At 69.2% G+C, this 13,856-nt stretch carries 12 protein-coding genes; 10 read left to right on the forward strand and 2 right to left on the reverse strand.

What is annotated here, in order from left to right; all coding sequences use genetic code 11:
- The 9 genes from ACTB72_RS16010 to ACTB72_RS16050 all read left to right on the forward strand — a co-directional run.
- Positions 1–984 (forward strand): ABC transporter permease (locus tag ACTB72_RS16010; protein ID WP_463038006.1); only part of this gene is annotated, 984 nt, incomplete at its 5' end.
- 46 nt (positions 985–1,030) lie between these two features.
- Positions 1,031–1,942 carry an ABC transporter permease gene (locus ACTB72_RS16015; protein WP_463038007.1) on the forward strand — a complete coding sequence of 304 codons (912 nt, stop codon included), beginning with the start codon at positions 1,031–1,033 and terminating at the stop codon, positions 1,940–1,942.
- 11 nt (positions 1,943–1,953) lie between these two features.
- Positions 1,954–3,075, forward strand: coding sequence for an ABC transporter ATP-binding protein (locus tag ACTB72_RS16020; protein ID WP_463038008.1), 1,122 nt, complete (start codon positions 1,954–1,956; stop codon positions 3,073–3,075).
- Complete coding sequence (locus tag ACTB72_RS16025; protein ID WP_463038009.1) at positions 3,072–4,061, forward strand: ABC transporter ATP-binding protein; 990 nt, start codon at positions 3,072–3,074, stop codon at positions 4,059–4,061. Before ACTB72_RS16020 ends, ACTB72_RS16025 begins: the two co-directional genes overlap by 4 nt.
- Positions 4,058–5,365, forward strand: a complete 1,308-nt coding sequence (locus ACTB72_RS16030) for a hypothetical protein (RefSeq protein WP_463038010.1) — start codon at positions 4,058–4,060, stop codon at positions 5,363–5,365. Before ACTB72_RS16025 ends, ACTB72_RS16030 begins: the two co-directional genes overlap by 4 nt.
- A complete protein-coding gene (locus tag ACTB72_RS16035; protein WP_463038011.1) occupies positions 5,362–6,378 on the forward strand; it encodes a DMT family transporter in 1,017 nt (338 codons plus the stop codon). The genes ACTB72_RS16030 and ACTB72_RS16035 overlap by 4 nt, the downstream gene beginning before the upstream one ends.
- Complete coding sequence (locus ACTB72_RS16040; protein WP_463038012.1) at positions 6,354–7,766, forward strand: amidase; 1,413 nt, start codon at positions 6,354–6,356, stop codon at positions 7,764–7,766. Before ACTB72_RS16035 ends, ACTB72_RS16040 begins: the two co-directional genes overlap by 25 nt.
- A gap of 36 nt (positions 7,767–7,802) precedes the next feature.
- Positions 7,803–8,000, forward strand: coding sequence for a hypothetical protein (locus tag ACTB72_RS16045; RefSeq protein WP_463038013.1), 198 nt, complete (start codon positions 7,803–7,805; stop codon positions 7,998–8,000).
- A 3-nt stretch (positions 8,001–8,003) separates the two neighbouring features.
- On the forward strand, positions 8,004–9,416 hold the full coding sequence (locus ACTB72_RS16050; RefSeq protein ID WP_463038014.1) for an amidase: 1,413 nt from the start codon (positions 8,004–8,006) through the stop codon (positions 9,414–9,416).
- A gap of 64 nt (positions 9,417–9,480) precedes the next feature.
- Here ACTB72_RS16050 and ACTB72_RS16055 read toward each other — a convergent pair whose 3' ends face one another.
- Together ACTB72_RS16055 and ACTB72_RS16060 are read right to left on the reverse strand one after the other, a co-directional pair.
- Positions 9,481–10,185, reverse strand: coding sequence for an isochorismatase family protein (locus tag ACTB72_RS16055; RefSeq protein WP_463038015.1), 705 nt, complete (start codon positions 10,183–10,185; stop codon positions 9,481–9,483).
- A gap of 30 nt (positions 10,186–10,215) precedes the next feature.
- Entirely contained in the window at positions 10,216–11,628 is a 1,413-nt protein-coding gene (locus ACTB72_RS16060; protein ID WP_463038016.1) for an amidase, read from the reverse strand.
- A gap of 293 nt (positions 11,629–11,921) precedes the next feature.
- Here ACTB72_RS16060 and ACTB72_RS16065 point away from each other — a divergent pair, with 293 nt between their 5' ends.
- The gene (locus tag ACTB72_RS16065; RefSeq protein ID WP_463038017.1) at positions 11,922–13,541 is read left to right on the forward strand and encodes an ABC transporter substrate-binding protein; all 1,620 of its coding nucleotides are present in this window, start codon (positions 11,922–11,924) and stop codon (positions 13,539–13,541) included.
- Positions 13,542–13,856 lie beyond the last annotated feature (315 nt).

A 13,856-nucleotide genomic window follows, 5' to 3' on the forward strand; every position in this document is an offset into this window, starting at 1 on the left:
GCGCCGCGCCCCCCGCCCCCATCGCGCGAGAGAGTGGAGACCATGCTCAACTTCTGCATCCGTCGCCTGCTGCACGCCGTTCCGATCCTGTTCGGCGTCTCGATCCTGGTCTTCGGGCTGGTGCAAATGATCCCCGGCAACCCGATCGACCTGCTGCTGCCGCCCGAGGCGTCGCCGGAGCTGATCGCGCAGATGACCGCGGCCTACGGCTTCGACCGGCCGCTGCACATCCAGTATCTCAGCTGGCTGTGGCGGACGCTGCAGGGAGATCTGGGCTATTCGATCTTCAACGGCGCGCCGGTGGCGGAGCAGCTGTTCAGCGCGCTCGGCAACACCTTCGTGCTGGCCATTCCGGCGGCGCTGCTGGGCTTCGGGCTCGGCATCTTGCTCGGCGTGGTGGCGGCCTTCCACCAGGGAAAGGCCATCGACAAGATCTTCTCGGCGCTGGCGATCACCGGGGTGAGCCTGCCGCATTACTGGTTCGCCATCGTGATGGTGGTGATCTTCTCGGTCACGCTCAACTGGCTGCCGGCACAGGGCATGGGCTTTCAGGGCGTCCCCACCAGCCTCGAGAACCTGAAGTCGCTGGTGCTGCCGGTGATCACGCTGTCGCTGATCCCGATGGGCGTGGTGGCGCGGGTCGTCCGCGCGGCGACGCTGGAGGTGCTGAGCCAGGAATTCGTGGGGACCCTGCAGGCCAAGGGCCTGATCGACCGCGAGATCGTGTTCCATGTGCTCAAGAACGCCGCTCCCGCCTCGCTCGCGGTGATGGGCCTTCAGTTCGGCTACCTGCTGGGCGGCTCGATCCTGGTGGAGACGGTGTTCAACTGGCCGGGGTCGGGCAACCTCCTGAACCTCGCGATCTTCCGGCGCGACATCCCGGTGATGCAGGCGACCATCGTGGTCCTCGCCTTCTTCTTCGTGCTGCTCAACCTCGCGGTGGACATCGCGCAGGCGGCCATCGACCCGAGGATCCGGCGATGAGGGCCCGATCCTTCGCCCGCCATCCGGCCGAAACAGGAGACGCGTCATGACCGTCACGGACTTTTCCGGCTTCCCGCCCCATGCGGACCTGGCCGCGTTGAAACCGGTGGAAAGCCCCGGATACTGGAAGCAGGTGCGCCAGCGTCTGTCGAAGGATCCGGTCACGCTGGTCTCGGCCGGCATCCTGCTGCTGATCGTGCTCAGCGCGGTCTTCGCGCCGCTGCTGGCGCCCTACGACCCGTTCCAGGGCAACATCATGACGCGCCTGAAGCCGATCGGCTTCGAGGGGCACCTGCTCGGCACCGACGAGACCGGGCGGGACATGCTCTCCCGCCTGCTTTACGGCGGGCGGCTGTCGCTGATCGCCGGCGTGGCGCCGGTGACCATCGCCCTCATGATCGGCGGCACGCTTGGCGTGATCGCAGGCTTCGCGGGGGGCATCGTCAACACGCTGATCATGCGGGTGACGGACGTGTTCTACGCCTTCCCCTCGATCCTGCTCGCCATCGCCATCTGCGGCATGCTGGGCACCGGGCTGTTCAACACCCTGCTGTCGCTGACCCTGGTGTTCATCCCGCCCATCATCCGCATCTCCGAAAGCGTCACCACCCAGGTCCGAGGGCTCGACTTCGTGGAGGCGGCGCGGGCGTCGGGCGCGAAACCGATGTCGCTGATCCGCCACCAGATCCTCGCCAACGTGCTGGGGCCGATCCTGGTCTACGCGACCTCGCTGGTCAGCCTGTCGATCATCCTGTCGGCGGGGCTGAGCTTCCTGGGGCTCGGCGTGTCGCCGCCCGCCGCGGAATGGGGGCTGATGCTCAATTCGCTGCGCCAGGCCATCTATGTCGAGCCGGTCGTCGCCGCCCTGCCCGGGGCTCTGATCTTCGCCACCTCCATGTGCTTCAACCTCATCTCCGATGGATTGAGGGCGGCCATGGACGTGCGGATCAAGGTGTGAAGGAGGATCCCATGTCCAACGTCGGAAAACGCGTTTCGGACGATATCCGCGACCGGGGCGGCCCGCGCCAGCCCATGCTGATCGTCGACCAGCTGAAAAAGCACTTCCCGATCCGCAAGGGCGTGCTCAACCGGCGGGTCGGGGCGGTGCAGGCGGTCGACGGCGTGTCGCTGACCGTGGAGAAGGGCGAGGTGCTCGGCGTGGTCGGCGAGTCCGGCTGCGGGAAATCCACCCTCGCCCGCCTCCTGATGATGCTGATCGAGCCGGACGGCGGCGAGGTGATCTTCGACGGGCAGGAGGTGGGCGCGCGCGACGGCATCTCGGTCGCCGATCTGCGCAAATCCGTTCAGATGGTGTTCCAGGACAGCTATTCCTCGCTGAACCCGCGGCTGCCGATTTCGGACTCCATCGCCTTCGCGCCGCGGATGAACGGCATTTCCGCGCGCGATGCCCAGACGCGGGCGCGGGCGCTGCTGGACCAGGTGGGGCTCTCGCCCGCGATGTTCGCGCGGCGCTATCCGCACGAGCTGTCGGGCGGTCAGCGGCAGCGGGTGAACATCGCCCGGGCGCTCGCGGTCGAGCCGCGGCTGGTGATCCTCGACGAAGCCGTGTCGGCGCTCGACAAGTCGGTCGAGGCGCAGGTGCTCAACCTGCTGGTGGCGCTGAAGGCGGCGCACAACCTCACCTATGTCTTCATCAGCCATGACCTGAACGTGGTCCGCTTCATCTCCGACCGCGTGGCGGTGATGTATCTGGGCCGGGTGGTCGAGGCGGGGACGGTCGACGAGATCTACGGCGCACCGCGCCATCCCTACACCAAGGCGCTGCTCGCCTCGGTTCCGAGCCTCGATCCCCGCCGGCGGACCGAGGAGACGCCGATCACCGGCGATCCGCCCAACCCGATCAATCCGCCTTCGGGCTGCCGGTTCCGCACGAGGTGCCCGTTCGCCGAGCCGGTTTGCGGCTCGGTCTCGCCGTTGGGCGCGCCGATCACCGCCAGCCACGCGGTGGCCTGCCACATGGCCGACCGCGATTCCGGCCACAGCCGCGCGGGGGCCGAGGCCGGACCGGCCACGCCGCCCGCCGGCCATTCGACCCCTCATTCCAAGGAAATCCGGGAGTTGCGGGCATGATGCACGAAACGGTCATCAAGGGCGGCGTGATGGAGGTCACGGACCTCGAGGTCGCCTTCGGCAAGGGCGACGGCGCGGTCCGCGCGGTCAACGGGGTCAGCTTCACCCTGCGCAAGGGCGAGGTGCTGGGGATCCTGGGCGAATCCGGATCGGGCAAGAGCGTCATGCTCCGGTCGCTGATGGGACTGCTGCCGGGCCATGCCCGCGCCTCGGGGCGCATCGACCTGATGGGGCGCAACATCCTGGATCTGTCGCCCAGGGAGCTGCGCAAGGTCCGCGGAGCCGAGATCGCGATGATCTTCCAGGAGCCGATGACCGCCTTCGACCCGGTCTTCACCATCGGCACGCAGATCGCCGAGACGGTGATGCGCCACGAAGGCCTCAGCCGGACACAGGCCGACGCGCGGGCGCTGGAGCTGCTGGAGCTGGTGGCGATCCCGTCGCCCAAGAGCCGGCTGGGCAATTTCCCCCATGAGATGTCGGGGGGCATGCGCCAGCGGGCGATGATCGCGCTGGCGCTCGCCTGCCGGCCGGCGGTGCTGCTGGCCGACGAGCCGACCACCGCGCTCGACGTCACCGTGCAGATCCAGATCCTGCTGCTGCTGCGCCGCCTGCAGGAGGAGCTGGACATGGCGGTGATCTTCGTCACCCACGACATCGGCGTGGCGGCCGAGATCTCGGACCGCGTCGGCGTGATGTATGCGGGCCGCTTCGTGGAGGAGGCGCCCGTGATCCCGCTGATCGAGAGCCCGCGTCACCCCTACACGCAAGGCCTTCTGGCCTCGACCGTCCACCACCAGCGCAAGGGCGACATCCTGACCACCATCCCCGGCGCGCCGCCGGACCTGGCCTCGCTGCCGCCGGGCTGCGCCTTCGCGCCGCGCTGCGCGAAGGTCGAGCAGCGCTGCCTCGACGCCCAGCCGGCGCCGCGCCGGCCATCCTCCGAGCACATGGCGCGCTGCGTCCTGGTCCCCGAGGGACGATGACGCGCGCGAAGGTCGCCAGCGGATTGGGAGCGCTCCTGTGGGTGCAGAACGTGCAGCATATCCTGGCGCCGATCCCCGAGCTTCGGGTGGCCGCGCTTGTGGCGCTGCCGCTCTACCTCGCCGCCGCCTTCGACACCGCGCCGGTGGTGGCGCGGCGGATCGCGGCGGCCTGCGGCGTGACCTGCGCGGTGCTGCTGGCCACGGGCTCGCCCTGGTCGTCGCTGCCCGAAGGGCTGGACTTCGCCCTGATGTTCATGGGCTTCCTTCCGGCCATCGCCCTGGTGCGGCTGGCCTTCGAAAGCGATCCGCAGACGGCGGGCATCGGGCGGCGGATGTCGGCGGGCACGCCAGCGGCGCGGTCCGACGCGGTGATGATGCTGTCGCATTTCTCGGGCGCCGTGCTGACGCTGGGGACCTTCGCCATCGTCGGACCCGCCTTCGCCGGGGTGATGGACCCGGTCGAGCGTCGGGGGATCGCGCTGGGCAGCCTGCGGGGCCTTTGCCTCGCGATCCTGTGGACGCCGTTCACCGTCGGCATGGGCTTCGCCGCGACGCATTTGCCCTCGGTCCCTCTATGGCAGGCGATGGCCTGCGGCGCGGCGGCGGCGAGCCTGGGGCTGGCCGCGTCGATGCGGGGCCGGGGCGCGCGAGGCCTGACCGAGGCGCTGACCGCCGCGCGGCCGGTGATCGTGCCGGTGGCCGCCGCGTCCGGGGTGCTGACGCTGGCGAACGCCGCGACCGGGCTGAGCACCCTGCACCTGATCATCCTGCTGATGCCGCCGCTTTGCGCCGGCTGGCTGCTGTGGCGGGCGCCCGAACGCGCGCGGGCCGCCGGCGGGCGGTTCATGGTCGACCTCGGCCGGATGGGCGGCGAGATGCTGCTGTTCACCGGGTCCATCGTCATGGGCTTCGCGCTGAACGCCAATCCGCTGTTTTCGGACGCGCTGGCCCATGCGGGGCTCGCCGACCTGCCGGCGGTGGAGATCATGGCGGCGATGGTGCTGGTCGTGCTCGCCTGCGCGCTGGCCGGGCTGCACGCGATGGTGACCGGCACCATCATCGTGGCGCTGGCCGCGGGCCTGGACGGGGCGCTGAGCGATCTGGCGGTGTTCACGCTGATCCTCTTCGGATGGTCGGTCACGGCGATGCTCTCGGTCTCGTCGCTTGCCGTTGCGGTGGCCGCACGCACCTTCGGCGTGCCGCTGCTTCGGGTGATCTACAGCCCCAACCTCGTCTTCGCGCTGGGCATGGGGGTTGCGCTGACCCTCGCGGTCGGCGCGGCCGAAGCGGTGACGCGGCCATGACCGGGACCCGACCCATTTCACGCCGTGGCGGCGTGCTCGCCCGCGCCATCGGCCTCGGCGACGGATCGGGCCCGCGCGGCGGCGCAGGGGCGACGGCGGAGGGCGCGGCGCTCATGGTCGCCTCCACCTTCTTCCTCGCCGGCTCCAACGCCATGGTCCGCACCCTGAGCCCGGAGATCCACCCTTTCGTCTCCGGCTTCATCCTCAACCTCGTGGGCCTGCTGACCGTCTGGCCCTGGCTCCGGCGCGAGGGCTGGGGCGTGCTGCGCATGAAGGCGCCGAAGCTGCACCTGATCCGCGGCGTGATCGGGGCCGCCACGCTGATGGCCTGGATGTGGTCGCTGGCCGAGATCGAACTCGCCAAGGCCACCGCGCTGAGTTTCACCGCGCCGCTGTTCGCCGCCGCCGCCGCGGCGCTGTTCCTGGGCGAAAAGGTGTCGCGCGCCCGCTGGATCGCGCTCGGCGTCGGCTTCGCCGGAACGCTGGTGATCCTGCGGCCCGGCTTGGCCTCGATCGAGCTCGGGACCGGCATCGCCATGCTGGCGGCGCTGGGGATGGCCGCGATGTATCTGACCACCAAGATGCTGCTGGCGCGCGAAAGCACCGCCTCGGTCATGGTCAACACAGCGGTGGTGATGACGCCCCTGACCCTGCTGACCGCCCTGCCGGTGATGACCGCGCCGCCCGCCTCCCTGCTGCCCGCGGCGCTCGCGATGGGGGTGCTGGGCACGCTGGGTCGGGTGCTGCTGACCCGGGCCCTGGAAGTGGCGGACACGTCCTCCGTCATGCCTTTCGATTTCGGGCGGCTCGTCTTCATCGCGATCTTCGGCGTCGTCTTCTTCCACGAGACGCCGGATCTCTGGACCTGCCTCGGCTCGGCGATCATCGCCGGATCGGCCATCGCCTTCGCCCGCCTCGAGACGCGCGCCGCGCGCCGGGCCGGCCTTCCCGCCGCCCTCCCGCCCCCGCCCGCAACAGGAGACCCGAGATGCTGCCCAACGAAACGCCCCTGACCATCGCCGAAGCCGCGAAGCTGATCGAGACGCGGCGTCTGTCCCCGGTCGAGCTGATGGAGGAATGCCTGCGCCGGATCGAGCAGCTCGACGGTCGCTACAACGCCTTCATCGCCGTGCTCAAGGACGCGGCCCTCGCCGGCGCCCGCGAGGCGGAGGCCGAGATCGCCGCCGGCAACTACCGCGGGCCGCTGCACGGGATCCCCATCGGCCTCAAGGACATCTACGAGACCGCCGGGATCGCCACCACCGGCCATTCCGCGCTGACCGCCGACTATGTGCCCGAGACCGACGCCACCACGGCGTCGATGTTGGCCGCGTCGGGCGCGATCAATGTCGGCAAGCTCGCCACCTGGGAATTCGCCATCGGCGGGCCCAGCTTCGACCTGCCCTGGCCCCCCGCGCGCAACCCCTGGGACGCGGAGATGTGCCCGGGCGGCTCGTCCTCGGGCACCGGGACCGCGGTCGCCACGGGGATGATCCTCGGCGGCATGGGGTCCGACACCGGCGGCTCCATTCGCTTCCCCGCCGCGCGCTGCGGCATCGCCGGGATCAAGGCCACCTACGGGCGGGTCAGCCGCGCGGGCGTGATGCCGCTGGCCTTCAGCCTCGACCATGCCGGGCCGATGGCCTGGAACAGCGAGGATTGCGCGATCATGCTGCAGGCGCTGGCCGGCTACGATCCGCGCGACCCCGCCTCGGCCAAAGTCGCGGTGCCCGACTACCGCGCCGCCCTGAACGGCGACGCCAAGGGCCTGAAGATCGGCGTGCTGCGCAGCTTCTACGAGACCGAGAGTCCGGCCGACGACGACGTGATCGCCTCGATGGAAGAGTCGATCCGGGCCCTGCGCGCGCTGGGAGCGGAAGTGACCGAGCTGCCGGCCATCCCGCCGATGCGCGACTACCTCGCCGCCTGCACCGTCATCTCGCGGTCCGAGGCGTTCGCGATCCACGAGGCGACGCTGAAGGCGACGCCCGAGCTCTACGGCAAATTCGCCCGCCAGCGCATGATGATGGGCGCGTTCTTCACCGCCGCCGACTACGTGCAGGCGCTGCGCCGCCGGCGGGAGCTGACCGCGGCCTTCGCGGGGGCGATGGCGGATTTCGACCTCGCGATCCTGCCGACCATCCCCTCGGCCGCGCCGGAGATCGAGGGCGGCGAGACCCATGCCCTGCTGACCCGTCCGATCTACACCCAGGCCTTCAACCTGACCGGCAGCCCGGCGATTTCGGTCTGCAACGGCTTCAGCGCCGCGGGCCTGCCCTTCGGCCTGCAGATCGTGGGCAAGCCCTTCGACGAGGCGACCGTACTGCGCGCCGGCGACGCCTTCGAACGCGCCACCGCCTATCGCGGCATGCGGCCGGAACTTGAGCTCGTCGCCGCCTGACCGCCCCCCAACCCTTGACCCAGAAGGAGACGGACCATGTCCGAAGACGCCATCAGCAAAGAGAACTTCGCCGTCCTGCTCGACCGCGCCGGCCTGACCGTGCCCGAGGCGGAGGCCGAAGAGCTTCGCGTGGCCTACGGCTACGTGAAGGAGATGGCCGCGCGGGTGCGCACGCCGCGCGGCCGCGAGGCCGAGCCCGCGCATATCTTCACGCTGCCGCATCCGGAGGGCTGAGGGATGCTCGGCGACAACGCTTTCCCGACGCTGGCGGGCGCGTCGCGGCAGCTGGAGGCGGGGGAGGTCACCTCCGCCGAGCTGACCGAGATGCTGCTGGCCCGGATCGCGGCCTATGACGGGCGGCTGAATTCCTACCTGCTGGTCACCGCCGACGCCGCCCGCCAGGAGGCGGCGGCGGCCGATGCGGAGATCAAGGCGGGCCGCAGGCGCGGCCCGCTGCATGGCGTGCCCATCGCCTACAAGGACATCTACGAGACGGCGGGCGTGCGCACCACCGGCCATTCCCGGTCGCTGGAACACAACGTGCCCACCGAAGACGCGGTGACGGTGGCCAAGATGAAGGCGGCGGGGGCGGTCTGCCTCGGCAAGCTCGCCACCCACGAATTCGCCTTCGGAGGGCCGAGCTTCGACCTGCCCTGGCCCCCTGCGCGCAACCCGTGGAACACCGATCACTTCACCGGCGGCTCCTCCAGCGGCACCGCGGCGGCGATCACGGCCGGTCTGGCGCTGGGCGGGTTCGGGTCGGACACCGGCGGCTCGATCCGGCTGCCGGCGGCGTTTTCGGGCCTCGTCGGGATCAAGCCGACCTACGGCCTGGTCAGCCGGCGCGGGGTGATGCCGCTTTCCTATTCGCTCGACCATGCCGGCCCGATGGCCTGGACCAGCGAGGATTGCGCGCTGATGCTGGAGGCGATGGCGGGATACGACCCCCTCGACCCCGGGTCGGCCGACGTGCCCGCGAAGCCCTATGCGAGCCTCCTGAACCGGGATCTCGCCGGGGTGAGGATCGGCGTGCTGCGCCATTTCTGGGAGGAGGCCGAAGCGACGCCCGAGACGGTCGCGGCGCTTGAGGCGGCGCTCGAGGTCTATCGCGGCCTCGGCGCCGAGATCGTCGAGGTGAAGCTCTCGCCGCTGCGCGATTACTGCGCCGTGTGCAGCCTGATCCTGATGTCCGAGGGCGTCGCGGTGCATGAGGACGTGCTGCATGCGTGGCCCGAGGGCTTCGGGATGATCCTGCGCCAGCGGCTGCGGCTGGCCTCGCTGATCTCGGCGGCGGATTACGTGCAGGCGCTGCGGCGCAGGCGCGAGCTGGTGGCCGAAAGCGCGGCGGCCTTCGAAAGCGTGGACCTGATGTTCACCGCGGCGACCCCGTCGCCCGCCCCGCGGCTGGACGAGATGTCGATGATGTACACCTTCGCCAAGCCCCTGCTGACCATGCCGTTCAACGTCACCGGCGGCCCGGCGATCGCCACGCGGGCGGGTGTGTCGGCCTCCGGCCTGCCGCTGTCGTTCCAGCTGGTCGGCCGGCCGTTCGAGGATGATCTCGTGCTCGCCGCTTCCCATGCCTACGAGAAGGCGACGGACTGGGCCTCGGCCCGGCCGGTGCTCGAGCCGATGGCGAATGTCGCCTGATCGGGCGCATACGAAAACGGCCGGCGCAGGGATGCGCCGGCCGTCGCTTGTCTTGGGCGCGGGCTTATTCGGCCGCCAACGCCTTGGCCTCGCCTCCAAAACAGGCGATGGCCTGGTCGGTCGACTGCACGTCGCAGAACGACTGGAAGAGCGCCGTCAGGGTGGCGTTGTGATCCTCGTCGGTCGGCGCCGCGTTGGCGTCGGAGATGAACAGGGTCTTGAAGTTCAGCATCATCGCGTCGCGCGCGGTGGACTCGCAGCACACATGCGTCGCCGTCCCGGTGATCAGCAGCGTGTCGAGGCCGCGTTCCCGCAGCCAGGGCTCCAGCTCCGACGATCCCTGCACCAGCGCGCTGAACCGGCGCTTCTCGATCTGGGCGTCCTCTTCGGTGGGCTCGAGCAGGGGCCAGAGCTCATGGCCCTCATGGCCGCGGGCCATCTGGGTGAACATCCGCGCCTTCAGTTCGGGCGTCATGAAGTTGTCGGCCCAGGTCGACCAGTCGGTCGCGGTCTCCTCCGATATGGTGTTGCGGATCCACACGACCTTGCCGCCGGCGGCGCGCAGGGCTGCGGCAAGCTTGTTGATGTTGGGGACGATGTCGCGGGCATGGCCGATCTCGGCGGCGTAGCCGGGGGCGACGAAGGTGTTCTGCATGTCCACCACGATCAGCGCGGTCTTCGCGGGATCGATGCTGTCATACACCTGGACGCGGCCGCGGCGGACCATGGCGCGGTCGATGGCGTGCTGGCCGATCTGGATCTTGTGCATTGGGCTCTCCTTTTGCTGGGGGACGTGAGATCAGGCGGCGAGGCCGGGCTGGGCGAGCATCGGGCGGCGGCCGCGCTCGGCCAGCGCCGCCTCGACCGCCACGCCGACCCGGTAGGCCGACGCCTCGTCGAAGGGTTTCGCCACGATCTGCACCGAGAGCGGCAGGCCGGAGGCGTGGAACCCGGCGGGAACCGACAGCGCCGGGGCGCCGGTGGCGTTGAACGGCGCGGTGATCGAGGGGGGGCCCGCGTAGAACGCGTTCGCCGGCACCCCGTCGATGCGCGGCGCAGGCCCGGCGGAGCCTGCGACCAGCGCCGCATCCACGCCCGCCATCTGGGCGGCCAGCGCCGCGGTCAGCTCCCGCTTGCGACGCAGCGCCTGGATATAGTCGGCGGCGCTCATCAGCGCGCCGGGCATGATCCGGGCCCGCGTGTAGGGACCGAAAAGCTCGGGGCGTTTCTGAAAGTCGGCCTCATGCACCGCGTAGGCTTCGGACGACAGGATGATGCGGTTGCAGTGGATGAAGTCCATCAGCGGCGGCAGCGTCAGCTCGACCAGCTCGGCGCCCGCATCCTTCAGCGCGGCGGCGGCGGCCTCGAAGGCCGCGGCGGCGGAGGGGTCGTAGGCGTTCGTCTCCTCATGGAAGCGGATCAGGCCGATCGTCGCCCCCGTCACGTCGCCGGTCGCGGCGGCCGCGTAGGCGCCCACCGGCACGTCGGCGCTTGCGGGGTCGCGCGGATCATAGCTGGCGATCGCCTCCAGCATCTGGGCGTTGCCGGCGACCGTCCAGGTCATCGGCCCGATATGGTCGAGGCTGTAGGCCAGCGGCGAGACACCGCGCCGGCTGACGCGGCCGTAAGTGCCCTTCATGCCCGCCAGCCCGCAATAGGCGGCGGGAATGCGGATCGAGCCGCCGGTGTCGGTGCCGATGGCGCCCCAGACCGCGCCCGAAGCCACCGCCGCCCCCGACCCGCTGGAGGAGCCGCCCGGATAATGGTCGGTGTTCCACGGGTTGCGCGCCGGCCCGTTGGGCAGCGCGAAGTCGGGACCGCCGATGGCGAATTCATGGGTCTCGGTCTTGCCGACGATGATCGCGCCGGCGGCCTTCAGCTTGCGCACCACCACCGCGTCCTCGGCGGCCACGTCGTCATAGGTCAACCGCGAGCCGTTGGTGGTGGGCAGCCCCGCCATGTCGACGATGTCCTTCACCGCGATCGGCACGCCATGCAGCGGGCTGCGGGGGCCGGACTTCCTGATTTCGGCTTCGGCGGCGCGGGCCTCGGCGCGGGCGGTTTCGGCCTCCACCCGCACGAAGAATTTCAGCGCGGGGTCCAGCGCGGCGATTCGCGAGAGGCTGATCTCGACCGCTTCGACCGGCGAGATCTCGCCTTTGGCGATGAGGCTGGGGAGGTCGGAAATGTCGCGGAGGCCGGCTTCGCTCATCGCGTGGTTCCTTCTGACGGGGGCGAGTGGATTCGCCGTAGGTTAAACTTGATATTGGTCCATACCAATAATATTTTTCCCATGATGATCCTTATTTTCCGGAGTGCCTGAATTTAAAACAGACAAATCGTGAACTGCATAATTCTTGAACGCATCATAAATTCTTGCAAGCAACCTGAAGCGAATCGTCCTTAAGGCGCCATTTATCGTGCTTTGTTTTAATTGTTGCGCCGCAACGCGATTCATATCTTCTCTCAAGTCCGTCATCGCCGTCGGCTACGGGAGAACTCGCCATGATGGACAGACGCACTTTCCTTTCCTCGACCGGCGCCTCGATCGCGGGCGCGGCGCTGCTGTCCGGCCTATCGAGCCGGGCCTTCGCCGAAACCGGGCACCTGCGCATCGCCATGACCTCGGCGGACGTGCCGACCACCACCGGCATGCCCAACAACGGCGCCGAGGGGATGCGGTTCCTCGGCTATCCGGTGTTCGAGCCGCTGGTGGACTGGGACCTGGCCGACGCCGCCGACAAGCGCGCCGGCTTCCGTCCGGGGCTCGCCACGGAATGGAGCGTGGACGACGCCACGAAGACCGTCTGGACCTTCAAGCTGCGCGAGGGCGCGCTGTTCCATGATGGCGTGGCGTTCGACGCCGACGTGGCGCTGTGGAACTTCGACCGGCTCTACAATCCTGACGCGCCGCACTACGATCCGGGCGCCTCGGCCATCGCGCAGGCGCGGGTGCCGCAGCTCAAGTCCTGGACCAAGGTCGACGACCACACGATCCAGCTGGAGACCAAGAAGGTCACCTCCTATTTCCCGATGCTGATCGCCTGGCTGCCGATGGTCAGCAAGGCGCGCTACGAGGAGGTCGGCTCGGACTGGAACGCGTTCGGCAAGCGGCCCGCCGGCACCGGCCCGTTCCGCATCACCAAAGTCACGCCCCGGGTCAGCGCCGAGCTCGCCGCCTACAAGGAGCACTGGAACCCGGACCGCGTGCCCAAGGTGGCGAAGGTCACCCTCTTCCCGATGCCCGAGGCGACGACCCGCCTCGCCGCCCTGCGTTCGGGCCAGGTGGACTGGATCGAGGTGCCGCCGCCGGAGACCGTTCCCGGCCTGAAGGACGCGGGCTTCGACGTGAAGCTCAAGATCTACCCGCATATCTGGCCCTGGGTTTACAATACGCTCGAGGGCTCTCCCTTCGCCGACAAGCGCGTGCGCCAGGCGATCAACTGGGCCATCGACCGCGACGGGCTGGTCGCTTTCCTCAACGACACGGCGCTGCCGGCGAAAGGCTTCGTGGTGGAAGACGACGCGCAATTCGGGTCGCCGCTCTTCGTCTACGGCCACGACCCCGACAAGGCGAAGGCCTTGCTGGCCGAGGCCGGCTACGGCCCCGACAACCCTCTGAATTTCAAGGTGATGATCTCCACCTCCGGCTCCGGCCAGATGGTGCCGATCCCGATGAACGAGTATCTCCAGCAGAACCTGGCGCAGATCGGGGTGAAAGTGGACTTCGAGGTGGTCGAGTGGGGCACGATGCTGGTCGCCTTCCGCCAGCCGCCCGACAACGCCGCGGCGCTCGGCTGTCATGCCATGAACATCTCGTTGAGCTGGACCGACCCCTCGGTCTGGTTCCGCTGGTTCCACTCGGAGGCGGCGACGCCCGTCTCCTCGAACTGGGCGCACTGGAAGAACCCGGATTTCGACGCGATCCTCGACAAGGTGGCGCAGACCTTCGAGGTGTCGGAGATGGAGGCCCTGCTCGCCGACGCGCATGAGATCCTGGTCGAGGACAGCCCCTGGTGCTGGATCGTCCACGACCTCAACCCCCGCGCCTTCGCGCCCAATGTGAAGGGCTTCGTGATGGCGCAGAGCTGGATGCAGGACTTCACCAACGTGGTGGTGAGGTGATGGCGCGCGCCCTGGCCCGACGGGCCGGGGCGCGTCGTGCCGGTCGGGGCGACGTGCAGCGGTTCCGCTTAGGCCTGATCAAGAAAAACTTACGATTTGAAACTCTTAACGCATTCGCAATTTCCGACAATCAATAGACCTTAACGAATGACGTGAGCCCCAAGTTCCCTCCAGCCTTTGGGAGAGTCCGCGGCTGATTGCTCTGAGACCCCGCCTTGGACCGCCGGAGATTGGAGTTCCCCGGCTCTTTCAGGGTGACGGGCTGGCTGCGTCACCGGGATTGTGCACGTCGTTCGGGACCTTGTACCCGATCGC

It is taken from the genome of Albimonas sp. (assembly GCF_055129145.1).

What these genes read in the sequence shown, in the direction of transcription:
- ACTB72_RS16035 (WP_463038011.1), top strand. Translation starts at nt 5,362, where the DNA reads ATGACCGGGACCCGACCCATTTCACGCCGTGGCGGCGTGCTCGCCCGC.
- ACTB72_RS16060 (WP_463038016.1), bottom strand. Translation starts at nt 11,628, where the DNA reads ATGAGCGAAGCCGGCCTCCGCGACATTTCCGACCTCCCCAGCCTCATC.
- ACTB72_RS16045 (WP_463038013.1), top strand. Translation starts at nt 7,803, where the DNA reads ATGTCCGAAGACGCCATCAGCAAAGAGAACTTCGCCGTCCTGCTCGAC.
- ACTB72_RS16025 (WP_463038009.1), top strand. Translation starts at nt 3,072, where the DNA reads ATGATGCACGAAACGGTCATCAAGGGCGGCGTGATGGAGGTCACGGAC.
- ACTB72_RS16015 (WP_463038007.1), top strand. Translation starts at nt 1,031, where the DNA reads ATGACCGTCACGGACTTTTCCGGCTTCCCGCCCCATGCGGACCTGGCC.
- ACTB72_RS16065 (WP_463038017.1), top strand. Translation starts at nt 11,922, where the DNA reads ATGATGGACAGACGCACTTTCCTTTCCTCGACCGGCGCCTCGATCGCG.
- ACTB72_RS16030 (WP_463038010.1), top strand. Translation starts at nt 4,058, where the DNA reads ATGACGCGCGCGAAGGTCGCCAGCGGATTGGGAGCGCTCCTGTGGGTG.
- ACTB72_RS16050 (WP_463038014.1), top strand. Translation starts at nt 8,004, where the DNA reads ATGCTCGGCGACAACGCTTTCCCGACGCTGGCGGGCGCGTCGCGGCAG.
- ACTB72_RS16040 (WP_463038012.1), top strand. Translation starts at nt 6,354, where the DNA reads ATGCTGCCCAACGAAACGCCCCTGACCATCGCCGAAGCCGCGAAGCTG.
- ACTB72_RS16055 (WP_463038015.1), bottom strand. Translation starts at nt 10,185, where the DNA reads ATGCACAAGATCCAGATCGGCCAGCACGCCATCGACCGCGCCATGGTC.
- ACTB72_RS16020 (WP_463038008.1), top strand. Translation starts at nt 1,954, where the DNA reads ATGTCCAACGTCGGAAAACGCGTTTCGGACGATATCCGCGACCGGGGC.